Genomic DNA, 22,420 nt, shown 5'->3' with positions numbered 1-22,420 from the left:
GCCGCGCATCTCAGTTAACGGTTGTAAACCTCACACTTTGTGGTCACCGCCACTTGGGCGGCCTAAGGTTCGACCCATGAACGACGCCGCTCGCGACGACTCGTTGCGCCTTGCCCAGCCGGCGGATGCCCATTCCCAGGCAGAGTGGGAGGCGGCGACGGCTGCCGTCCTCCGTAAGAGCGGTCGGCTCACCGCCGACGACGCCGACTCGGCCGTCTGGGACAAGCTGACCCGCACCTCTCTCGACGGACTCCGGATCGCGCCGCTCGGCCTTCCGGGGGAGTCCTTCGGCGACCCGGCCCGCCCCGCGCGCGCCGGCGCCTGGGACATCCGCTCCCTCGTCTCCGGCCTGTCCGGTGTGGACGCCAAGGCAGCCAACGAGGCCGCCCTGGTCGACCTCGACGGCGGGGTCTCCTCGCTGTGGGTGGCCGCCGACGAGACCACCGACCTGGCCGTGCTGCTCGACAAGGTGATGCTCGACCTCGCCCCCGTCGTGCTCGACGCTCCGGTCGGCGCGGTCAAGGTCGCCCAGAACCTGCTCGCGCTGATCGCCGAGCGGGGCACCGGACTCCACGCGGCGACCAACCTCGGTGCCGACCCGCTGGGTGCGCTGCTGCGTGACCTGCCGCTGGCGCCCGACGAGGCCTTCGCCGAGCTGGTCGACCTGGCCCGTCTCGCCGAGGGGATCGGGGTGCGCGCGATCGTCGTCGACGCCACCGCCGCCCACGACCTCGGCGCCTCCGACGTGCAGGAGCTCGGCTGGTCGATCGCGGCCGGTGTCGCCTACCTGCGCGCGCTGACCGAGGCCGGCTTCTCGCCCGCCGTCGCCGCGGCGCTGATCGAGTTCCGCTACGCCGCCACCGACGAGCAGTTCCCCACGATCGCCAAGCTGCGCGCCGCCCGCCAGCTCTGGTCGCGTGTCCTGGAGCTCTCCGGGTGCGAGGGCGTCGAGATGCGCATCCACGCGGTCAGCTCGCGGCCGATGCTGTCGAAGTACGACCCCTACGTGAACATGCTGCGCGGCACCGTCGCGGCCTTCGCGGCCGGTGTCGGCGGGGCCGACGCGGTGACCGTGCTGCCCTTCGACTCCGCCAACGGCGTGCCGGACGGGTTCGGCCGCCGGATCGCCCGCAACGTCTCTCATCTGCTGATCGACGAGTCCCACGTCGCGACCGTCGCCGACCCGGCGGGCGGCTCCTACGCCGTCGAGAAGCTGACCGCCGACATGGCCGCGGCCGGCTGGGAGGCGTTCATCCAGCTCGAGGAGGAGTGGACCGGGTCGAACGCGATCGGTGGCCACGACTTCTCGCCGTTCCGCGACCGGATCGCCGCCGTCTCCGCCGAGCGCGAGAAGGCGATCGCCCGCCGCAAGCGGCCGATCACCGGGCTCACCGAGTTCCCCAACCTCGCCGAGACGCTCCCCGAGCGCCCGGCCGACCCGCTCAACGAGCGGGTGGTGCGCTACGGCGCCTCGTTCGAGGCGCTCCGCGACACCCCTGCCACGAGCAAGGTCTTCCTCGCCACCCTCGGACCCGTCGCCCAGCACACCGCGCGGGCGACCTTCGCGACCAACCTCCTGGCCGCCGGCGGCATCGGGGTCGAGGTCGCCGGCGCCACCAGCGACGCCGAGGACCTCGCCGGGAAGTACCGCGCTGCCGGCGCGCCCCCGGTCGTCTGCCTGGCCGGTGCCGACAAGACGTACGCCGAGTGGGGGCCGGCCGCGATCGCGGCCCTGCGCGAGGCCGGCGCCACGCACGTGATCATCGCCGGGAAGCCGGACGCCGTCGACGCCGAGGTGGACGACGCCGCCTCGATGGGCGTCGACGCGCTCGCCTTCCTGACCGCTACGAGGGAGAAGCTCTCATGACGATTCCCAGCTCCTTCAAGGGGATCCCGCTCCTGGGTGACTCGGCGTCCGGGGAGGTCTCGACAGCCTCGACCTCCGGAGAACAGGAGCCGTGGCTGAGCCCCGAGGGCATCGAGATCCAGCCGGCGTACGGGCCTGCGGACCTCGAGGGCCTCGACGCGCTCGACACCTACCCGGGACTGAGCCCGTTCCTGCGCGGCCCCTACCCGACGATGTACACGACCCAGCCGTGGACGATCCGGCAGTACGCCGGGTTCTCGACCGCGGAGGAGTCCAACGCCTTCTACCGCCGCAACCTGGCCGCCGGTCAGAAGGGTCTCTCGGTCGCCTTCGACCTGGCCACCCACCGCGGCTACGACTCCGACCACCCGCGGGTGCGTGGTGACGTCGGCATGGCGGGCGTCGCGATCGACTCGATCTACGACACCCGCACCCTCTTCGACGGCATCCCGCTCGACCAGATGTCGGTCTCGATGACGATGAACGGCGCGGTGCTGCCGGTCATGGCGCTCTACATCGCGGCGGCCGAGGAGCAGGGGGTGAAGCCGGAGCAGCTCGCGGGGACCATCCAGAACGACATCCTCAAGGAGTTCATGGTCCGCAACACCTACATCTACCCGCCGGCGGCGTCGATGCGGATCATCGGCGACATCTTCTCCTACACCGCCGCGAAGATGCCCCGCTTCAACTCGATCTCGATCTCCGGCTACCACATGCAAGAGGCCGGGGCGACCGCCGATCTCGAGCTCGCCTACACGCTGGCCGACGGCGTCGAGTACCTCCGCACCGGTCTCGCCGCCGGGCTCGACGTGGACGCGTTCGCGCCGCGGCTGAGCTTCTTCTGGGCGATCGGGATGAACTTCTTCATGGAGGTCGCCAAGATGCGCGCCGCCCGCGCGCTCTGGTCGCGGCTGGTCTCGCAGTTCGACCCGCAGAACCCCAAGTCGCGCTCGCTGCGCACGCACTCGCAGACCTCCGGCTGGTCGCTGACCGCCCAGGACGTCTTCAACAACGTGGGCCGCACCGCGATCGAGGCGATGGCCGCGACCCAGGGCCACACCCAGTCGCTGCACACCAACGCCCTCGACGAGGCGATCGCCCTCCCGACCGACTTCTCGGCCCGCATCGCCCGCAACACCCAGCTGCTGCTGCAGCAGGAGTCGGGCACCACCGAGATCATCGACCCGTGGGGCGGCTCCTACTACGTGGAGAAGCTCACCCACGACCTCGCCGAGCGCGCCTGGGCCCACATCCAGGAGGCCGAGGCCGCCGGCGGCATGGCCAAGGCCATCGAGCAGGGCATCCCGAAGATGCGCATCGAGGAGGCCGCCGCCCGCACCCAGGCACGCCTCGACTCCGGCGCGCAGAAGCTGATCGGTGTCAACACCTTCCGGCAGGCCTCCGAGGACCCGCTCGACGTGCTCAAGGTCGACAACGACCAGGTCTACAAGCAGCAGGTCGCCAAGCTCGAGCGGCTGCGCGCGGAGCGCGACGACGAGGACGTACGCCGGGCCCTGGAGGCGATCACCAACGCAGCCGGTGCCACGAGCAAGCCCAGCGGGACGGGCAACCTCGACGGCAACCTGCTCAAGCTGGCCGTCGACGCGGCCCGGGCCAAGGCCACCGTGGGCGAGATCTCCGAGGCGATGGAGAAGTCCTGGGGACGCCACCAGGCCGTCATCCGTACCATCTCCGGTGTGTACCGCGATGAGGCGACGACGTCGGGTGACTCCAAGGTCACCCAGGTGCTGAAGGCGACCAAGGACTTCGAGGAGGCCGAGGGCCGCCGCCCGCGGATCCTGGTCGCGAAGATGGGCCAGGACGGCCACGACCGGGGTCAGAAGGTCGTCGTCTCGGCCTTCGCCGACCTCGGCTTCGACGTCGACGTAGGCCCGCTGTTCTCCACCCCGGAGGAGGTCGCGCAGCAGGCGGTCGACGCCGACGTACACATCGTCGGAGTCTCCTCGCTGGCCGCCGGCCACCTCACGCTGCTCCCCGCGCTGAAGGCGGCGCTGGAGGAGCAGGGACGCCCGGACATCATGATCGTCATCGGCGGGGTCATCCCGCCCGACGACGTGGCCACCCTCGAGCAGATGGGTGCGGCCGCGGTCTTCCTCCCCGGCACCGTCATCGCAGACTCGGCGCTGGACCTCCTAGCCCGGCTGCGCGAGCAGCTGGACTGACCGGAGCGCCTGGACTGATCAGGGCGCGGCCGCCCGCAGCCGCTCGAGCAGCGGCCGGGCGGCCTCGGCCAGGAACCGGTCCTGGGAGTCGTCGCCGATCTGCACCAGCGCGACGTCGGTGAAGCCTGCCTCCCAGTAGGCGGAGACGGCGTCGACGATCTTGTCCAGGTCGGGACCGCACGGCACCGACTCGGCGACGTCCTCGGGGCGGACGAGCTCGGTGGCCGCGGCGAACCCGGCCGGCGTCGGCAGGTTGGCGTTGACCTCCCAGCCGCCGCTGAACCAGCGGAACTGCTCGTGCGCGCGGCGTACGGCGGTCTCCTCGTCGGGGTCCCAGCAGATCGGCAGCTGGCCGATCGCGCGCGCCCCGTCACCGATCTTGGTGGCGCCCTCGACATCGTTCCAGCCCTCGACCAGCGAGGCCGTGGGCTCGACGGCGATCAGATGGTCGGCCAGCGGCGCGAGCTCCTCGATGGCGCGCTGGCCCCCGACGGCGATCCCGATCTCGACGGGGTCCTCGGGGAGGTCCCAGATCCGGGCGGAGTCGACCTGGAAGTACTCACCTCGGTGATCGACCAGCTCGCCGGTATGCAGCGCGCGGATGATCTCGACCGCCTCGCGCAGCATCGCGTGCCGCTCCTGGATCGCGGGCCAGCCCTGGCCGACGACGTGCTCGTTGAGGCTCTCGCCGGCGCCCAGCCCGAGCCGGAATCGCCCCTCGGCCAGCAGCTGCACCGTGGCGGCCTTCTGCGCCACCACGGCCGGGTGGTAGCGCATCGTCGGGCAGGTCACGTACGTCATCAGGTCGACGCGCGAGGTGGCGTGGGCGACCGCGCCCAGCACGCTCCAGGCGTACGACGCGTGCCCCTGCTCCGTCAGCCAGGGCGAGAAGTGGTCGCTCATCACCTCGAAGTCGAAGCCCGCCTCCTCGGCGGCCGTGGCGTAGCGGACGAGGTCGCGCGGTCCGCTCTGCTCGGTGAACAGGGTGTAGCCGAGTTGGGTCATGCCGGTCCGGTACCCACCTCCTGAGTGGCCAGTCGCGCCGCGGTCCTCGCGCATCCGATCAGGAATCGAGAAGCGCAGGTCAGAGACGTATTTCTAGCCTGGTGGCATGGCTACGAACACGAATGTACGCACCGTCCACCGCTGGACCTCGATCATCTTCACGCTGACCGTCGTGGTCTGTTTCGTCGCGGTCGCGATGAACCCGCCGGGCTGGGTCTTCTACGTCCCGCTGCCCCCGCTCTTCCTGCTGCTCGGCACCGGCCTCTACCTCTTCGCGTCCACCTACCTCGGTGGGCGTCCACGCCGGTCCTAGGTCGCGACGCCGGGCTCGCGATTGGCTAAGGTGCTGGCCATGCCTGGGCCCGACGTACAAGACCTTCTCGACGGCATCAACGACGGCAAGCGGGCGGCGGTGTCGCGGGCGATCACCTTGGTGGAGTCGACCAAGCCCCAGCACCGCGAGATCGCGCGCGAGCTGCTCACCAAGCTCTCGGCGGCCCGCGGTGGGGCCGGGGACGAGCACCGGACCGTACGGGTCGGGATCTCCGGCGTCCCCGGAGTCGGCAAGTCGACCTTCATCGAGGCGCTCGGCAGCCGGCTGACCGCCAACGGGCTCAAGGTCGGGGTGCTGGCGGTCGACCCGTCCTCGGTACGCACCGGTGGGTCTGTCCTGGGCGACAAGACCCGCATGCAGCGGCTCGCGGTGGACCCCAACGCGTTCATCCGGCCCTCGCCGAGCGCGGGGACCCTGGGAGGGGTCGCCCGGGCCACCGTGCAGGCGATGTCGGTGCTGGAGGGAGCCGGCTACGACGTGGTGCTGGTGGAGACGGTCGGCGTCGGGCAGTCCGAGGTGACCGTGGCGGGGATGGTGGACACGTTCCTCTTCCTCACCATCGCGCGCACCGGCGACCAGCTGCAGGGGATCAAGAAGGGCATCCTGGAGATCTCCGACGTGATCGCGGTCAACAAGGCCGACCCCAACGACCCCCACCGCGCCCAGGAGGCGCGCGCGGCCGCGCGCGAGCTCGCGGGGGCGCTGCGGCTGGTGCGCTCGCGGGAGGAGTGGGCGCCGCCGGTGATCACCGCCTCGGCGCTGCACGACGACGGCGTCGACTCCGTGTGGGAGCAGGTGATGGCGCATCGTGCCCACCTCGGCGAGGAGGGGCTGCGCACGAAGCGCGCCGAGCAGCAGCTCGACTTCACGTGGGCTCTCGTCCGGGACGAGCTCGACCAGCGGCTCAAACACTCCGCAGGCGTCAAGGCGATCCGCGACGAGGTGCGCGCAGAGGTGCTCTCGGGCGAGCTTCCGGCGACCGTGGCCGCGGACCGGATCCTCGCGGCCTACGACAACGATTAGTCTGACGGGACCATGCCTGCTGCCTTCCTCGCCGACCGAGTCGATGCCTACGACGCCGAGCTGACCGACCTGCGCCGGGACATCCACGCGCACCCGGAGCTCTCCTGGCAGGAGCATCGCACCACCGAGATGGTGGCCGAGCGGCTGGAGAAGGCCGGCTGGAGGGTCGACCGTCCCTCGGCGACGGGTCTCATCGCCGACCTCGGCGGGGAGGACGCCGACGCCCGCGTCGTCGCGCTGCGCGGCGACATGGACGCCCTGCCCGTCGACGACGTCACCACCGACATCTGGACGAGCACCGTCCCCGGTGTCGCGCACGCCTGCGGGCACGACGTGCACACGACGGCGCTGCTCGGCGCCGGCCTCGCGCTGGCCGACCTGCACCGCGAGTCACCGCTGCCCGGTGGCGTACGCCTGCTCTTCCAGCCCGCCGAGGAGGTCATGCCCGGCGGCGCGCTGCACCTGATGAGCCTGGGTGCGCTCGACGACGTCGAGCGGATCTTCGCGCTCCACTGCGACCCGACCGTCGACGTCGGTCGCGTCGGGCTCCGTTCCGGCGCACTCACCAGCGCGGCCGACCTGATCGACGTGCACCTCAGCGGCACCGGCGGCCACACCTCGCGGCCCCACCTGACCGGCGACCTGGTCTTCGCGCTCGCCAAGGTGACCACCGAGCTGCCGGTGATCCTGAGCCGCCGGATGGATCCCCGGGCCGGAGTGAGCGTGGTCTGGGGCAAGGTCTCGGCGGGACAGATCCACAACGTGATCCCCGCCCACGGGTCGGTCGCCGGCACCGTACGCATCCTCGACAGCGACGCCTGGAGCGAGGTCGAGCACGTGGTCCGCGAGGTCGTCGCCGAGATCATCGCGCCCTACGGCGTGACGGCTGCGGTCGACTACACCCGTGGCGTCCCGCCGGTGAGCAACGACGAGGTCTCCCACCAGATCCTCACCGGCGTCGTCCGTGACGTGCTCGGGGAGCGCGGCGCGGTGGTCTCGGCGCAGAGCCTCGGCGGCGAGGACTTCGGGTGGTACCAGGAACAGGTGCCGGGCTCGATGTTCCGGCTCGGCGTACGCACCCCCGGCGGCCCCACCTACGACCTGCACCAGGGCGACCTGCGCATAGACGAACGTGCGGTGGGCGTCGGCGCCAAGGTGCTTGCCGCCGCTGCCCACCGCACGTTGAGCCGTCCCGTCTAGCTCTTCCGATAGGGCTTGCCGTCGGCGGCCGGGGCCCGCGAGTGCCCGACCAGGCCGGCGACCGCGAAGATCGTCACGACGTAGGGCAGCATCAGCATGAACTGCGACGGCACCGGCGAGCCGATGACCGAGAGCACCGACTCCACGTTGGACGCGAAGCCGAACAGCAGCGCCGCCAGCGTCGCCTTGATCGGGTCCCACTTGCCGAAGATCACCGCGGCGAGCGCGATGTAGCCCGCACCGCCGGTCATCTCGCGGCCGAAGGACGGCACCGAGACCAGCGTGTAGGTCGCGCCGCCGATGCCCGCGATCGCGCCGGCGAGCAGCACGGTGCGGTAGCGGGTGGCGATCACGTTGATGCCGACCGTGTCGGCCGCCTTCGGGTGCTCGCCAACAGCGCGGACCCGCAGGCCCCACTTGGAGCGGTAGAGCGCCCAGGCGATCAGGAAGACCGCGACGTACATCAGGTAGACCAGCACGGTCTGCCGGAAGAAGATCGGGCCGACGACCGGGATGCCGGACAGCAGCGGGATCTCCCAGCGCGGGAAGTGCGGCGGGTTGTTGAGCGCGGCCGCGTTCTCGGAGAGGACCTGGGAGAACATGAAGCTGGTGAAGCCGATGACGAGCACGTTGAGCACGACGCCGACGATCACCTGCTCGACCCAGTAGGTGATCGCGAACAGGCCCAGCAGCAGGGCGACCAGCATGCCGGCGACCATCGCGGCCACCAGACCCGCCCATGGCGAACCGGTCAGCGAGGCGGCGATCGCGGCACCGAAGGCGCCGAAGAGCAGCTGGCCGTCGATCGCGATGTTGACGACACCCGCCCGCTCGCCGAGCACGCCACCGAGCGCGCCGAACACCAGCGGCACCGCCAGCGCGAGCGAGCCGGCGAGCAGACCGACCACCGGCAGGGTCTTGCCCGCGACCGCCCAGGCCAGGAAGCCCGCGACCGCGACCACGGCGAAGACCGCCACCAGCAGCAGCGGCGACTTGCGGCCGGCGTAGGCGTTCCAGGCTGCGTACGCGGTGCAGAGGAGGCACACGAGGACAGCAGCCCAGACCACGGCGTTGGCGGGCAGCGAGACGTCCGGGATCGAGAACCAGTCGCCCTGCCGGCTCCACCGGAAGGTGGAGTCACCGCTGCGCGGGCTGATCAGGACGAGGAGGGCCACCAGGACGGTGAAGACACCGAGGACGCTCGGCGTCTTCCACAGGCCGGGGACCCGCTCGGCGACGCCCTCGGGCTTCACCGTGGTTGCAACCGCGCTCATCTCAGGCCTCCTTCGAGGGGAGTCGGAAGATCGCCTTCACCAGGGGCGGCGCGGCGAGGAACAGCACGATCAGCGACTGGATGACCAGCACGATGTCGACGGGGATGCTCTCGGAGGCCTGCATGAAGAAGCCGCCGGACTTGAACGCGCCGAACAGGATGCCGGCGGCCAGGATGCCGAAGGGCCGCGAGCGGCCGAGCAGGGCGACGGTGATCGCATCGAAGCCGATGCCGGCGTCGAGGCCGCTGGTGGCGCCGTCGGTCACCGAGCCGAGCACCTGGTTGACCCCGGCTAGACCGACCAGGGCCCCGGAGATCAGGAACGCGCTGAAGTAGGCCAGCCCGACGTTGATGCCGGCGGCCTTCGCCGCGGCCGGGTTCTCACCCACCGCGCGGAACCGGTAGCCCAGCGCCGAGCGGTTGAGGATCCACCAGACCAGGAACGTGGCCAGCACCGCGAGCAGGAAGCCGGCGTGCAGGTTGAACTTCGGTCCGAGCAGGTCCGGCAGGATCGCCGACTCGGGCATCGGCGAGGACTTCGGGTTGCCCGAGTTGGGCGCCTGGAGCAGCGACTTGCGGGTCAGGGCGTAGAAGACCAGGTAGTAGCCGACGTAGTTGAGCATGATCGTCACGATCACCTCGTGGGCGCCGGTGAGCGCCTTGAGGAGACCGGCGATCCCACCCCACAGCGCGGCGACGAGCGCACCGACGAGGATCGCCAGCGGCAGGTGCACGATCATCGGCAGGTCGAGCTTGACCGCGACGAACGCGGCGGCGGCGCCACCGAGCAGCATCTGCCCCCGGCCGCCGATGTTGAAGAGCCCGGCGCGGAAGGTCAGGCCGATGCCGAGGCCGGCCAGCGTCAGCGGCGCAGCGAACTTGAGCGTCTCGGTGATCGGCTTGATCTGCTGGTGGAAGGTGCTGCCCAGGTCGTTGAAGACCGCGCCCCGCCACAGCGAGACGTACGCCCCCGAGATGGCCTCCCACGCGTAGATGAACGTGTCGGAGGGGCGGGCGAAGAAGTAGGACATCCCGTAGCGGACGTCGGCGTCGGTGAAGAGGATCATCAGCGACCCGAAGAACATCGCCAGGAACACCGAGAGCACCGCGACGAGCGCGTTGCCGGTGGTGATCTCGCGCAGTGCCACGTGCCAGCGACTCGCCTCCGCGACGCGGTCGGTGTCGGCCGCCGAATCCTGGGGGTCCTCGACAACGTCGTCGTCGGTCACCTTCGTCGTCTCGGCCGGCTCGTTCTCCGGCCCCTTCTCACTCACGCTTGGCTCCCTTCCGGAGTCTCGCCGGCCATCATCAGGCCGAGGGTGTCGCGGGAGGTGTCGGCGGGGACGATGCCCACGACCCGCCCGCGGTAGAGGACCATGATCCGGTCGGCGAGAGCGGAGATCTCGTCGAGCTCGGAGGACACGACGAGCACCGGGACACCGGCGTCCCGTGCCGCCACGATCTGCTTGTGGATGAACTCGATCGACCCGACGTCGACGCCGCGGGTCGGCTGCGAGGCGACCAGCAGCCGCAGGTCGCGGGAGAGCTCACGGGCGACCACGACCTTCTGCTGGTTGCCGCCCGACAGCTGCCCGGCCAGGGTCGAGACCCCGGGGGCGCGTACGTCGTACTCGGCCAGCTTCTCCTTCGCGAAGGTGTCCAGCTTCTTGAGGTTCAGCGAGCCGCCGGTGACGAACGGCTTGTCGTAGCTGCGGTTGAGCATGAGGTTCTCGGCGATCGTGAAGTTGCCGACCAGACCCTCGATCTGGCGGTCCTCGGGGATGAACCCGATGCCGGCCTCGAGCGCCTTGCGTACCGAACGGCCGACGATCTCGCGACCGTCGAGCTTGATCGACCCCTCGACATGAGGGGCCAGGCCGACCATCGCCTCGGTGAGCTCGGTCTGGCCGTTGCCCTGCACGCCGGCGACCGCCAGGATCTCGCCGGCGTCGATGTGGAAGCTGATGTCGTCGACGTGGACCTGGCCGTCCTCGTCGGCCACGGTCAGGTCGGAGACGACCAGCGCGCGCTCGCCCGGCTCGGCCGGGGACTTCTGCACCTTGAGCTCGACCGGACGGCCGACCATCAGCGCAGCGAGCTCGGCGTTGGACGCCTCGGGGGACGCCTCGCCGACCACGGTGCCGCGTCGGATGACCGTGATCCGGTCGGCCACCTCGCGAACCTCGCGCAGCTTGTGGGTGATGAAGACGATGCCGGTGCCGGACTCCTTGAGCTGGCGCATGATCGCCATCAGCTCGTCGGTCTCCTGCGGGGTCAGCACGGCGGTCGGCTCGTCGAAGACGAGCACCTCCGCGTCGCGCGAGAGCGCCTTGATGATCTCGACCCGCTGCTGTACGCCCACGGGGAGGTCCTCGACGAGCGCATCCGGGTCCACGTGGAAGCCGAAGCGCTCGGAGATCTCCCGGACCTGCTTGCGGGCGGCGTCGAGGTCGAGCTTGCCGGCGAAGCCGGTGGCCTCGTGGCCGAGCATGACGTTCTCGGCGACGGTGAAGACCGGGATGAGCATGAAGTGCTGGTGCACCATGCCGATGCCGGCGGCCATCGCGTCGCCGGGACCCTTGAAGCGCTGCGGCTCGTCGTCGATGAGGATCTCGCCCTCGTCGGCCTGGTAGAGGCCGTAGAGGACGTTCATCAGCGTGGACTTGCCCGCGCCGTTCTCGCCGAGGAGGCAGTGGATCTCACCCGGCTCGACGGTCAGGGAGATGTGGTCGTTGGCGACCAGGGAGCCGAAGCGCTTGGTGATGTCTCGAAGCGCGAGTCTCATGGCACGGATCATTCCTTGCAGGGACGGAGAAATTCCAAGTACGTGGCGAGGGGGCCGAGTGCGCCCGGCCCCCTCGTCGTGGTGGCCCCGACGAGCGGGGCCACCGGGCGGTCACTTCGCCAGGTAGGAGTTGACCTTGATCGAGCCGTCCTTGATGCCGGCGGTGACTTCCTCGATCTCGTCGGGCAGGGTCTCGGAGACCTTCGACTCGAAGTTGTGGAACGGCGCCAGGCCGACCCCGTCGTTCTCGAGCGTGCCGACGTACGGCGTGGCGTCGAAGTCACCCTCGCTGGCGGCGATGATGACGTCGTTCGTCGACGTCTTCATGTTCTTCAGCACGGAGGTGAGCACGACGTCCTGGGTCTTCGGGTCGGTCTCGTAGAAGTCCGCGTCGACGCCGATCAGCGCGACGTCCTTGCCGGAGTCGTCGATCGCGGTGAGCGCACCCTGGTAGATCGGGCCGCCGACCGGCATGATCACGTCGGCGTTCTGGTCGATGATCTGACGCGCGGTGTTGGTGGCCTTCTCGTTGGCGACGAACTCACCGGTGAAGGAGCCCTTCTCGCCGCCCTCGTAGCCGACGACCTTGACGTCCTTCTTCTTGGTCTTCGCGTAGTACTCCACGCCCTGCTTGAAGCCGTCCATGAAGATCGTCACGGTCGGGAAGGGCTGGCCGCCGTAGGTGCCGACGACGCCGGTCTTGGTGTAGTCGGCGGCGACGTAGCCGGCCAGGAACGCGGCCTGGGCGGTGTCGTAGAGGATCGGCTTGATGTTCTCGGCGTCGGTCTTGCCGTCGAAGTCGGCGTCGGCCGCGTCGTCGATCAGGACGTACTCGGTCTCGGGGTTGGCCTTCGCGGACTCGATGGTCGCGGCGGAAAGGGCGAAGCCGACGGTCACGATGGTGTCGCAGCCCTGGCCGACGAGGCTCTCCAGGTTGGCGGCGTAGTCGTTCTCGCTGTTGGACTCGACGGGCTTCGGCTTGGTGCCGATCTCGTCGGCCGCCTCCTTCAGACCCTCGTAGCTGAGCTGGTTGAACGACTTGTCGTCGAAACCGCCCGCGTCGGAGACGATGCAGGGAAGGTAGTCGCTGTTGCCCTCCCCAGCGCGCTCGGCCGGCGCTTCGCCACCGCACGCGGCGAGGGCGGCAGCGGACAGGACCGCAGCGACGCCGCCGGCGGCGGCCTTCTTGATGTTGTTCTTCACTGGTGCCTCCAGGTCGTTGCCCCGCAAGTGACGGCGCAAAGGACATTCATGTCCGAACGCTCTCCCCATTGACCGAGCAACGCCAGGGATTCCGCGAACGGTTACCAACTTTTGATCTGGCGGAAGCCTAAGCCTCGTACCTCGTCTTGACCTTTTCGGTCAGGCTTTAAGGTCGAACCATGACCGAGAAACAGACGTACGCCGCAGACGGCTTTGACTGGGAAGGCCTGCGTCAGCACGCAGCCGAGGCCGCAAAACATGCGTACGTGCCCTACTCCGGGTACGCCGTCGGCGCCGCCGCGATCGTCGACGACGGACGTGTCCTGCAGGGCTGCAACGTGGAGAACGCGAGCTATGGCGTGACGCTGTGCGCCGAGTGCGGGCTGGTCTCCTCGCTGCATCTGAGCGGTGGCGGCAGGCTCACCCACTTCGTGTGCGTGAACAGCGCCGGCGAGGTGATCATGCCGTGCGGCCGCTGCCGCCAGCTGCTCTCCGAGAACGGCGGCCCGGGGCTGCTGCTGATGACCGTCTCCGGCGTGAAGACGATGGCCGAGGTGCTCCCGGACGCCTTCGGTCCGGAGGCGCTCGGGTAGTGGCGGCCGGCGCGGGGTCCGATAGCGGACCTGCCGCGCTCGCGCCTTACTCTGTCCGCATGGCGGAACATGATGCGGTTGAGGTGATCCTCGCCAAGCGCGACGGTGGCGAGCTGAGCGACTCGCAGATCGACTGGATGATCGCGGCCTACACCCAGGGGGTCGTGGCCGAGGAGCAGATGGCGGCGCTCAACATGGCGATCCTGCTCAACGGGATGTCGCGGCGGGAGATCGCTCGGTGGACGGCGGCGATGATCGCGTCGGGGGAGCGGATGTCGTTCGACTCGCTCGACCGGCCGACTGCCGACAAGCACTCGACCGGTGGTGTGGGGGACAAGATCACGCTGCCGCTGGCGCCGCTCGTGGCCGCGTGCGGCGTCGCGGTGCCGCAGCTGTCCGGGCGCGGGCTCGGTCACACCGGCGGCACGCTCGACAAGCTCGAGTCGATCCCCGGGTGGCGGGCGTCGATGTCCAACGAGGAGATGCTCGCCCAGCTCGGCTCGGTCGGCGCGGTGATCTGCGCGGCCGGTGAGGGGCTGGCTCCGGCTGACCGCAAGCTCTACGCGCTGCGCGACGTCACCGGCACGGTCGAGGCGATCCCGCTGATCGCCTCCTCGATCATGTCCAAGAAGATCGCCGAGGGCACCGGTGCCCTGGTGCTGGACGTCAAGGTCGGCGCGGGCGCGTTCATGAAGACGCTCGACTCCGCCACGGAGCTCGCCCGCACCATGGTCGACCTCGGCACCGACGCCGGTGTCAACACGATCGCCCTGGTGACCGACATGTCGACCCCGCTCGGCCTGACCGCCGGCAACGCGATCGAGGTCGCCGAGTCCGTCGACGTGCTCGCCGGCGGCGGCCCCGCCGACGTCGTCGAGCTCACCGTTGCGCTCGCCCGGGAGATGATCTCCGCCGCGGGAGTCTCCGGTCCGGACCCGGCCGACGTGCTCGCCTCCGGCAAGGCGATGGACACCTGGCGCGCGATGATCTTGGCCCAGGGCGGCGACCCGTCCGCACCGCTGCCGACCGCGCGCGAGACCCACGTCGTCACTGCACCCTCGACCGGAGTCCTCACCCGCCTCGACGCGATGGCCGTCGGCCTCGCCGCCTGGCGCCTCGGTGCCGGTCGCGAACGCAAGGAGGACGCCGTCCAGGCCGGTGCAGGGGTCACCTGGCACGCCCGTCCGGGCGACTCGGTCACCGCCGGTGCGCCGCTGTTCACGCTCCACACCGATACGCCCGAGCGCTTCGACCGGGCGCTCGCCGCGCTCGAGGGTGGGTATGAGATCGAGGACGGGGCTGCGTACGAGGCGACGCCGCTGATCCTCGACCGGATCGGCTGACCTTCCGCTGGTCGAGCCGGCGCTCCCGCTGGTCGAGCCGGGAGGCCGCCTGCGGCCGAGCGTGTCGAGACCAACACAGTTTCGTCGAGCGCTGGGCTCGGTGGTGGGGCAAATTCCCGCCATGGCGGGAAAGTGCCCCGGACTCGGTTGGCGGCGACGGGCTCGGCCGAGGGTATCCCCGCCATGGCGGGGAATTGCACCGCCCGGGAGGACCGGCGACGGGCTGGGCCGCGCAAAATCCCGCCATGGCGGGGAAATGCCCCACTCCCGGCCATCGATCGCCGACTGAGCAGCGCAGATTCCCGCCATGGCGGGAATTTCGCGCGCTCCCGGGGAACACGGTCGGGCCGAGAGCGCCGGAGGACTGTGTTGGTCTCGACACGGATTCGTTCGTTCCTCACGAATCCGGCTCGACCAGCGGAGGTTTCACCCGCCAGAATCCGGTCATGGAGATCGTCAAGCCACCGAAGCCCACCGCAGGCGACAAGGTCGCCGTCCTCTCGCCTGCGTTCGCTGCACCAGCGGTGGCGCCGGCGATCCACGAGCAGGCGATGACGCGGCTGACCGAGGTGACCGGGCTGGTGCCGGTCGAGTACCCGACGACGAGGAAGCTCGGGGCGACGCCGCAGGAGCGGGCGGCGGACGTGAACGCCGCGTTCGCCGACCCGGAGATCCGGGCGGTGCTGGCGACCGTCGGCGGGGACGATCAGATCACGGTGATCTCCCACCTCGACGCCGACCTGGTCCGCAAGGACCCGAAGCCGTTCCTCGGCTACAGCGACAACACCAACCTGCTCAACTGGCTGTGGACCAACGGCGTCGCCGGCTTCTACGGCGGGTCTACGCAGGTCCACCTGGGCCCGGGCCCGAGGCTCGACGAGGTCCACGAGGCCTCGCTCAAGGCCGCGCTCCTCACCGGCGCGAGGCTCGAGATCACCGAGCCGGGGGAGTCGGAGGACATCGGGCGCGACTGGAACGACCCGCGGGCGCTGACCGAGTTCGGCGACCGGGAGAAGACCGAGCCGTGGACCTGGGCGGGTCCGGCGCGCGAGGTGACCGGCCGCACCTGGGGCGGCTGCATCGAGATCCTCCAGTGGGCGCTCACCGCCGGGCGCTTCCCCGTCGACCCGAGCGTGGTCGCCGGCGGCGTACTCCTGCTGGAGACCTCCGAGGAGCTCATCCCGGCGCTGGAGTTCGCCCGGATCACTCGGTCGCTGGGCGAGCGCGGGATCCTCGAGGCGGTCGACGCCGTCGTCGTGGCGCGTCCGCCGACCTCCGACTTCGAGCACCGGCCGAGCGCCGAGGAGCGGGCGACCAAGCGCGCCGAGCAGCGGGACGCGGCGATCGAGACCGTCGGCCGCTACAACCCCGACGCGATGGTCGTGGTCGGCCCGCCGTTCGGGCACACGCGTCCGCAGTGGATCGTGCCGTACGGCGGCGAGATGACCGTCGACGGCACGACCCAGCGGTTGTGGGCCGACTACTCCTGAGCCGACCTGGGAGACATCAGTCCTTCAGCAGCAGGACGACCGACTCCGCGACACATGCGGGCTTGGCGGAGCCCTCGATCTCGACGGTCGTCTTCACCACGAGCTGGAGGCCGGCGGGGAGCTCGGTGACCTCGCCGAAGGTGATCAGCGGGCGGATGCGCGCGCCGACCAGCAGCGGGGTGGGGAAGCGGACCTTGTTGAGACCGTAGTTGAGCTTCGCGCCCGGGGTCTCGAGCGAGTAGACGCTCTGGCCGAGGTAGGGGATCAGCGACAGGGTGAGGTAGCCGTGGGCGATGGTGCCGCCGAACGGCCCCTCCTTCGCCCGCTGCTCGTCGACGTGGATCCACTGGTGGTCGCCGGTGGCGTCGGCGAAGGCGTTGACGCGGTCCTGGTCGACCTGCAGCCATTCGCCGGTGCCGATCTCGGTGCCTGCGGCGGCGGAGACTTCTTCGAGTGAGGTGAATGTGCGCACCCACGGAATCTAGCCGCATGCGGAACAATAGGCCCATGAAACCGTCCGACATGCAGATCAAGGCAGCGCCGAAGGTGCTGCTCCACGACCACCTCGACGGTGGCGTACGTCCTTCGACCCTCATCGAGCTCGCCGCCGAGGTGGGTCATCAGCTCCCGGAGGGGACCCAGGACGATCCGGTCGCGCTGGAGGAGTGGTTCGTCACCAGTGCCGACTCGGGGTCGCTGGAGCGTTATCTGGACACCTTCGCGCACACGCTGGCCGTCATGCAGACGCTGCCGGCGCTGACCAGGGTGGCCCGCGAGTGCGTCGAGGACCTGGCCGAGGACGGGGTCGTCTACGCCGAGATCCGTTGGGCACCCGAGCTCCACGTGGCCAACGGCAACGAGCTCGAGGAGGTCATCGAGGCCGTCCAGGCCGGGTTCGACGAGGGCATGGCCACGGTCGCGGCGAACGGCCGCAAGATCGTCGTACGCCAGCTGCTCACCGCCATGCGGCAGGCCGCCCGCGCCACCGAGATCGCCGACCTCGCGGTCGCCTGGCGCGACCGTGGCGTGGCCGGGTTCGACATCGCCGGGCCGGAGAAGGGCTTCCCGCCCAGCCGGTTCCTGGCCGCCTTCGAGCACCTGGCCGCGGAGAACATGCGCTTCACCATCCACGCCGGCGAGGGCTTCGGCCTGCCGTCGATCTGGGAGGCCGTGCACCCCTGCGGCTGCGACCGGCTCGGCCACGGCGTACGCATCGTCGACGACATCACGGTCGAGGAGGGCGAGGCGCCGAAGCTCGGGTCGCTCGCTGCGTACGTCCGTGACCGTCGCATCCCGCTCGAGCTCTGCCCGCGCTCCAACGTGCAGACCGGGGCCGCGAAGTCGATCGCCGAGCACCCGATCGGGCTGCTCTACGACCTCGGCTTCCGGGTCACCATCAACACCGACAACCGGCTGATGTCACGCACCTCGATGACCGCCGAGATGGCCGGCATCGTGGAGGCCTTCGGCTGGGGCCTGCCCGAGCTGCAGCGGCTGACCACCAACGCGATGAAGTCGGCGTTCATCCCCTACGACGAGCGCGTCGACCTGATCCACGAGATCAAGGACGCCTACGCCGCGCTGGCCGAGTCCTAACGGCCGGCCAGGAGCCGCCCGATCGCGACGTAGCCGTGCTTCGGGTAGACCGCGGTGCAGCCCTTGGCGACGGCGTCCGCGACCACCCGCGGCTGCGCGCGCATCAGCGCGAGGCCCCGCTTGACCAGCACGAACGGTGGCTTGCGGTGCTCGCGCAGGTCGCGGGTGAGCCGGCGCCAGAAGGTCACCGTCGGCGACTGGGTGACGCAGTACGCAGCGGCCAGCAGCCCCGCGGCACGGCACTCGGCCACGATGTCCTGGGCGAAGATCCCCTCGGCGACGAAGTGGGCCGCGTCGCCGAGGTCGAGCGACTGCCAGCCGGTGCGGCCGTCGTGGGCGATGTCGTAGATCGGCACCTCGGCGGTGCCGGTCTCGCAGAGCGTGGCGATCGTCTTGATCGCGTCCTCGGGGAGCCAGGAGTCGGGGTGGTCCCAGTCGACCAGGCCCGCGTTGGGGCCGTCAGCGATGCGGGGGAGCGACGGGTCGGAGCCGTCCTTGTAGAAGTCGTCCAGCCGCAGGACCGGGAGGCCCAGCCGCTCGGCCAGACGGGACTTGCCGGCCCCCGAGGGGCCGGCGAGGACGATGACCTGAGCACGCACCGGAGCATTCTCGCCCCTCCCGCGCAGAAGTCAGTAGCCGGACCCCGGGGTCGACCCCGAGGCGCCGCCCAGCAGCGCCCGCGAGCCGGAGACGCCGAGCCGGGTCGCCCCGGCGGCGACCATCTGCTCGGCCTGCTCCATGGTGCGTACGCCGCCGGAGGCCTTGACGCCGAGGTCCGGGCCGACGGTCTGGCGCATCAGCTCGACCGCGTGGACGCTGGCGCCGCCCGCGGGGTGGAAACCGGTGGAGGTCTTGACGAAGTCGGCGCCGGCGCTGACCGAGGCCTGGCAGACGCCGACGATCTCGTCGTCCTCCAGCGCGGCGGACTCGATGATCACCTTCAGCACCGTCGGGGCCGGAGCCGCGGCACGCACGGCGGCGATGTCGGCCTCCACGTCGGCGAAGCGCTTCTCCTTCGCCGCGCCCACGTCGATCACCATGTCGATCTCGTCGGCGCCGGACTCGACCGCAGCAGCGGCCTCGGCGGCCTTGACCGAGGAGATGTGCTTGCCGCTCGGGAAGCCGCACACGACGGCGACCTTGAGGCCCTCGGGGACGGTGATCGGCAGCATCGAGGGGGAGACGCACACCGAGTAGGTGCCGAGCTCGGCCGCCTCCTGGATCAGCGCCTCGACGTCGGCGCGGGTCGCCTCGGGCTTGAGGAGGGTGTGGTCGATCAGCTTGGCGATCTCTGCAGAGGTAGACACGGCCTCAGCATAGGCATCTTCGCCCGGAGGGCTATGGTTTGCGCCGTGAACGACGATCAGCCCGAGGAGTGGTTCCGCAACTCCAGCAGCACCGTGTGGGGACTCTTCGCCGCAGGGGCCGCGCTCGCGGTCGTGGTGCTCGACGCCGCGACCGGATGGCACCCCGAGACCACCGCCGGTGGAGTGCTCTTCGCCCTGATCGCCTACGCCGCCTTCATCCGCACCAAGGTCGGGGTCAGCAAGGGCGACTTCGTCCTCCACCACCTCTACTCGACCGTACGCTTCCCGATGGCCGCCCTCGAGAGCGTCTCGGTCGGCCGCACCCTCGGCGCCTACGCCGGCGGTCGCACCTTCGTCAGCGGTGCCGTCGGTCGACCGATGCGCGAGGCGGTCAAGGGTTCCAAGCGCGAGCACAACCCGCTGAGCAACCAGGCCGACTTCATCGAGGACCGGCTCAACTCGCTCGCCCAGGACGCCCGCGACCGGCGTCGCATCAAGCGCGACTCCGACGAGCAGTTCGCCCTCGCCGAGGACGTACGCCGCAGCTGGGACTGGCCGCTGATCGCGGCCACCGCCGTGGTCGCGGTGGTGTTCGTGGGGTTGCTCGTCTTCTGAACGTCCGGGGTAGTCCAGGGAGTTCTGGCCGGTCTACTCGTGAGTAACCGGCCAAAACTCCCTGGACTATCGCGCCAGGCCGCCGTCGCACCCCATCCAGCGGACGGTTCTACAACCCCAGCGCCGCGCGGATGTCGACCTTGAGCGCACCGAGCGCGATCTCCGCGTCAGCACGCGCCTCGGCGAGTGCGGAGGCGTCGGCGACGGGCTGGACGACCTCGAGGTAGCACTTGATCTTGGGCTCGGTGCCGCTCGGCCGGACGATCACCCGGGAGCCGCCGGCCAGCTGGTAGCGGATCCCGTCGGTCGGCGGCAGGCCGCCGACGCCGGTGGTGAGGTCGTCGAGCTGCTGCACGGCGGCGCCGGCGAGCGCCGTCACCGGCCGGTCGCGGAGGCGCTGCATCGCGGCGGCGATCTGCGCGGGGTCCTCGAGCCGGACGGAGAGCTGGGAGGTGGCGTGCAGACCGTGCTCGACCGCGATCTCGTCGAGCAGGTCGGCCAGGGTGCGCCCCTCGGCCTTGAGCGAGGCGGCCAGCTCGCACAGGAGCAGCAGCGCGGAGATGCCGTCCTTGTCACTGACGTGCTCGGGGTCGACGCAGTAGCCCAGCGCCTCCTCGTAGCCGAAGGCGAGCCCGGGTGCGCGCGAGATCCACTTGAAGCCGGTGAGGGTCTCCGCATAGTCCTGCCCGGCCGCCGCGGCGATCTTGCCCAGCAGCGAGGAGGACACGATCGAGGCCGCGTACGTCCCGGTGACGCCCTTGCGCACCAGGTGGGTCGCCAGCAGTGCACCGACCTCGTCACCGGTGAGCATCCGCCACTTCTTGCCGACCGGGATCGCGGCGGCGCAGCGGTCGGCGTCGGGGTCGTTGGCGATGACCAGGTCGGCGCCCTTCTTGCCCGCGAGGGCCATCGCGCGGTCCATCGCGCCCGGCTCCTCGGGGTTGGGGAAGGCGACGGTCGGGAAGTCGGGGTCGGGCCGCTCCTGCTCCTTGACCACCTGCGGCTCGGGGAAGCCGGCGAACTTCATCGCCAGCTGCACCAGGTCACCGCCGACGCCGTGGAGCGGGGTGTAGACCGTCTTCAGGTCACGGGCACCGCCCTCGGCGAGCAGGCCGACCACGGTGTCGAGGTAGCTCTCGACCAGGTCCTCGCTGATCGTCTGGCCCTCCGGGCCACGCGGGACGGAGCTGATCTTGTCGACCGCCGCGATCCGCTTGGCGATCTCGGCGTCGGCCGGCGGGACGATCTGCGACCCGTCGCCGAGGTAGACCTTGTAGCCGTTGTCCTGCGGCGGGTTGTGGCTGGCGGTCACCATCACCCCGGCGCTGGCGCCCAGCTTCTTGACGGCGTAGGCGAGCACCGGGGTCGGCAGCGAGCGCGGCATCAGCAGCGCCTGCAGCCCGGCTCCGGTCATCACCTCGGCGGTGTCCTGGGCGAACACGTCGGAGTTGTGGCGCGCGTCGTAGCCGATCACGACCGGCCCCTGCGCGCCGGTGGCGAGCAGGTAGCGGGCCAGACCCGCGGCGGCCTTGATGACGACCACGCGGTTCATCCGGTTGGGACCGGCGCCGAGCGCTCCCCGCAGCCCGGCGGTGCCGAACTGCAGGGTGCCGGAGAACCGGTCGGCGAGGTCGGCCGCGGCCGCCGGGTCGGTGGACGTCAGCAGGCGCTCGAGCTCTGCTCGGGTCTGTGCGTCGGGGTCGTCGGCGAGCCACTCGCGGGCGAGGACGACGAGCGCAGACTGATCTGTGGGGACCATGGATCAGACCCTAGATGATCGCCGGCCCGGAGGCTCAGATCTGCGGCACGAGGTCGCCCAGCAGCGCACCCATCCGGGCGGCGGCGGCGCGACCGGCCTCCAGCACCTCGGAGTGGTCGAGCGGCTGGTCGGAGATGCCGGCGGCGAGGTTGGTGACCAGCGAGATGCCGAGGATCTCCATCCCCGCCTCGCGGGCGGCGATCGCCTCGAGCGTGGTCGACATGCCGACCAGGTCACCGCCGAGGATGCCGGCCATCTTCACCTCGGCCGGGGTCTCGTAGTGGGGCCCCGGGAACTGGACGTACACACCCTCGTCGAGCGAGGCGTCCACGCTCTTGGCGAGGCCGCGCAGGCGCGCGGAGTAGAGGTCGGTGAGGTCGACGAAGTTGGCGCCGACCAGCGGAGACGTCGCGGTCAGGTTGATGTGGTCGCGGATCAGGACCGGGGTGCCGGGCGACCAGGCCGGGTTGAGGCCGCCGCAGCCGTTGGTGAGCACGATCGTCGAGCAGCCCGCGGCGGCCGCGGTGCGGACCGGGTGGACGACCGCCTCGACGCCCTTGCCCTCGTAGTAGTGGGTGCGGCTGAGGAAGACCAGCAGGTTGCGACCGCTCGCCGACCGGATCGACCGGATCTTCCCGCTGTGGCCGGCCACCGCGGCAGCGCTGAAGCCGGGCAGGTCGGTGGTGGCGAGCTCGGTGTAGTCCTCGCCGAGGGCGTCGACGGCGGGCAGCCAGCCCGAGCCGAGCACCAGCGCGATGTCGTGCTTCTCGACGCCGGTCTTCGCTGCGAGAACAGCGGCGGCATCCTTGGCGAGTTCGTAAGGCGTGGTCACTCGCCGAGTCTA

20 protein-coding genes are annotated in these 22,420 nt (G+C 70.4%); 10 read left to right on the top strand and 10 right to left on the bottom strand.

What is annotated here, in order from left to right:
- The first annotated feature begins 76 nt into the window (after positions 1–76).
- Both IEY81_RS07575 and scpA read left to right on the top strand, forming a co-directional pair.
- Positions 77–1,867 (top strand): methylmalonyl-CoA mutase family protein, encoded by a 1,791-nt coding sequence (locus IEY81_RS07575; protein WP_189117847.1) that lies wholly within the window; start codon positions 77–79, stop codon positions 1,865–1,867.
- Complete coding sequence (scpA, locus tag IEY81_RS07570) at positions 1,864–4,050, top strand: methylmalonyl-CoA mutase (RefSeq protein ID WP_189117846.1); 2,187 nt, start codon at positions 1,864–1,866, stop codon at positions 4,048–4,050. The genes IEY81_RS07575 and scpA overlap by 4 nt, the downstream gene beginning before the upstream one ends.
- A gap of 18 nt (positions 4,051–4,068) precedes the next feature.
- Here the strand turns inward: scpA and IEY81_RS07565 are convergent, their stop codons facing one another.
- Positions 4,069–5,055: an LLM class F420-dependent oxidoreductase gene (locus tag IEY81_RS07565; RefSeq protein ID WP_189117845.1), complete on the bottom strand. Its 987-nt coding sequence runs from the start codon at positions 5,053–5,055 to the stop codon at positions 4,069–4,071.
- 106 nt (positions 5,056–5,161) lie between these two features.
- Between IEY81_RS07565 and IEY81_RS07560 the strand changes: the two genes are divergently transcribed.
- The 3 genes from IEY81_RS07560 to IEY81_RS07550 are packed head-to-tail and all read left to right on the top strand — an operon-like array spanning position 5,162 to position 7,612.
- Positions 5,162–5,368: a hypothetical protein gene (locus tag IEY81_RS07560; protein WP_189117844.1), complete on the top strand. Its 207-nt coding sequence runs from the start codon at positions 5,162–5,164 to the stop codon at positions 5,366–5,368.
- A gap of 21 nt (positions 5,369–5,389) precedes the next feature.
- The gene (gene meaB, locus IEY81_RS07555; protein ID WP_373292222.1) at positions 5,390–6,412 is read left to right on the top strand and encodes a methylmalonyl Co-A mutase-associated GTPase MeaB; all 1,023 of its coding nucleotides are present in this window, start codon (positions 5,390–5,392) and stop codon (positions 6,410–6,412) included.
- A 12-nt stretch (positions 6,413–6,424) separates the two neighbouring features.
- Positions 6,425–7,612: an amidohydrolase gene (locus IEY81_RS07550; protein ID WP_189117842.1), complete on the top strand. Its 1,188-nt coding sequence runs from the start codon at positions 6,425–6,427 to the stop codon at positions 7,610–7,612.
- On the opposite strand, the gene IEY81_RS07545 is transcribed toward IEY81_RS07550, so the two are convergent.
- The 4 genes from IEY81_RS07545 to IEY81_RS07530 all read right to left on the bottom strand — a co-directional run bounded on the left by IEY81_RS07545 (position 7,609) and on the right by IEY81_RS07530 (position 12,873).
- On the bottom strand, positions 7,609–8,886 hold the full coding sequence (locus IEY81_RS07545; RefSeq protein ID WP_189117841.1) for an ABC transporter permease: 1,278 nt from the start codon (positions 8,884–8,886) through the stop codon (positions 7,609–7,611). The genes IEY81_RS07550 and IEY81_RS07545 overlap by 4 nt on opposite strands.
- Position 8,887: 1 nt before the next feature.
- On the bottom strand, positions 8,888–10,159 hold the full coding sequence (locus IEY81_RS07540) for an ABC transporter permease (protein ID WP_189117840.1): 1,272 nt from the start codon (positions 10,157–10,159) through the stop codon (positions 8,888–8,890).
- Positions 10,156–11,670, bottom strand: coding sequence for an ABC transporter ATP-binding protein (locus IEY81_RS07535; protein ID WP_189117839.1), 1,515 nt, complete (start codon positions 11,668–11,670; stop codon positions 10,156–10,158). Before IEY81_RS07535 ends, IEY81_RS07540 begins: the two co-directional genes overlap by 4 nt.
- 111 nt (positions 11,671–11,781) lie before the next feature.
- On the bottom strand, positions 11,782–12,873 hold the full coding sequence (locus tag IEY81_RS07530) for a BMP family lipoprotein (protein WP_189117838.1): 1,092 nt from the start codon (positions 12,871–12,873) through the stop codon (positions 11,782–11,784).
- Positions 12,874–13,052: 179 nt separating this feature from the next.
- Here IEY81_RS07530 and IEY81_RS07525 point away from each other — a divergent pair, with 179 nt between their 5' ends.
- The 3 genes from IEY81_RS07525 to IEY81_RS07515 all read left to right on the top strand — a co-directional run bounded on the left by IEY81_RS07525 (position 13,053) and on the right by IEY81_RS07515 (position 16,299).
- On the top strand, positions 13,053–13,466 hold the full coding sequence (locus tag IEY81_RS07525) for a cytidine deaminase (RefSeq protein ID WP_189117837.1): 414 nt from the start codon (positions 13,053–13,055) through the stop codon (positions 13,464–13,466).
- Positions 13,467–13,525: 59 nt separating this feature from the next.
- Complete coding sequence (locus IEY81_RS07520; RefSeq protein ID WP_189117836.1) at positions 13,526–14,809, top strand: thymidine phosphorylase; 1,284 nt, start codon at positions 13,526–13,528, stop codon at positions 14,807–14,809.
- Between the two features lie 446 nt (positions 14,810–15,255).
- Complete coding sequence (locus IEY81_RS07515) at positions 15,256–16,299, top strand: S66 family peptidase (RefSeq protein ID WP_189117835.1); 1,044 nt, start codon at positions 15,256–15,258, stop codon at positions 16,297–16,299.
- Positions 16,300–16,315: 16 nt separating this feature from the next.
- Here the strand turns inward: IEY81_RS07515 and IEY81_RS07510 are convergent, their stop codons facing one another.
- Entirely contained in the window at positions 16,316–16,771 is a 456-nt protein-coding gene (locus IEY81_RS07510) for a MaoC family dehydratase (protein WP_189117834.1), read from the bottom strand.
- 35 nt (positions 16,772–16,806) lie between these two features.
- Between IEY81_RS07510 and IEY81_RS07505 the strand changes: the two genes are divergently transcribed.
- Entirely contained in the window at positions 16,807–17,895 is a 1,089-nt protein-coding gene (locus tag IEY81_RS07505) for an adenosine deaminase (protein WP_189117833.1), read from the top strand.
- Here IEY81_RS07505 and IEY81_RS07500 read toward each other — a convergent pair.
- Positions 17,892–18,494, bottom strand: a complete 603-nt coding sequence (locus IEY81_RS07500) for an ATP-binding protein (RefSeq protein WP_189117832.1) — start codon at positions 18,492–18,494, stop codon at positions 17,892–17,894. The two genes, IEY81_RS07505 and IEY81_RS07500, sit on opposite strands and share 4 nt — an antisense overlap.
- Before the next feature lie 30 nt (positions 18,495–18,524).
- Positions 18,525–19,202, bottom strand: coding sequence for a deoxyribose-phosphate aldolase (deoC, locus tag IEY81_RS07495; RefSeq protein ID WP_189117831.1), 678 nt, complete (start codon positions 19,200–19,202; stop codon positions 18,525–18,527).
- 45 nt (positions 19,203–19,247) lie between these two features.
- Between deoC and IEY81_RS07490 the strand changes: the two genes are divergently transcribed.
- A complete protein-coding gene (locus IEY81_RS07490) occupies positions 19,248–19,817 on the top strand; it encodes a hypothetical protein (protein WP_189117830.1) in 570 nt (189 codons plus the stop codon).
- Positions 19,818–19,926: 109 nt separating this feature from the next.
- Here the strand turns inward: IEY81_RS07490 and IEY81_RS07485 are convergent, their stop codons facing one another.
- Complete coding sequence (locus IEY81_RS07485; RefSeq protein WP_189117829.1) at positions 19,927–21,576, bottom strand: phospho-sugar mutase; 1,650 nt, start codon at positions 21,574–21,576, stop codon at positions 19,927–19,929.
- A 34-nt stretch (positions 21,577–21,610) separates the two neighbouring features.
- Complete coding sequence (locus IEY81_RS07480) at positions 21,611–22,408, bottom strand: purine-nucleoside phosphorylase (RefSeq protein WP_189117828.1); 798 nt, start codon at positions 22,406–22,408, stop codon at positions 21,611–21,613.
- Positions 22,409–22,420: the final 12 nt, after the last annotated feature.

Source organism: Nocardioides luteus (genome assembly GCF_014648595.1).
Lineage (GTDB): Bacteria > Actinomycetota > Actinomycetes > Propionibacteriales > Nocardioidaceae > Nocardioides > Nocardioides luteus.
The sequence above is the reverse complement of the archived record's forward strand: the minus strand, read 5'-3'. Positions and strand labels throughout refer to the sequence as shown.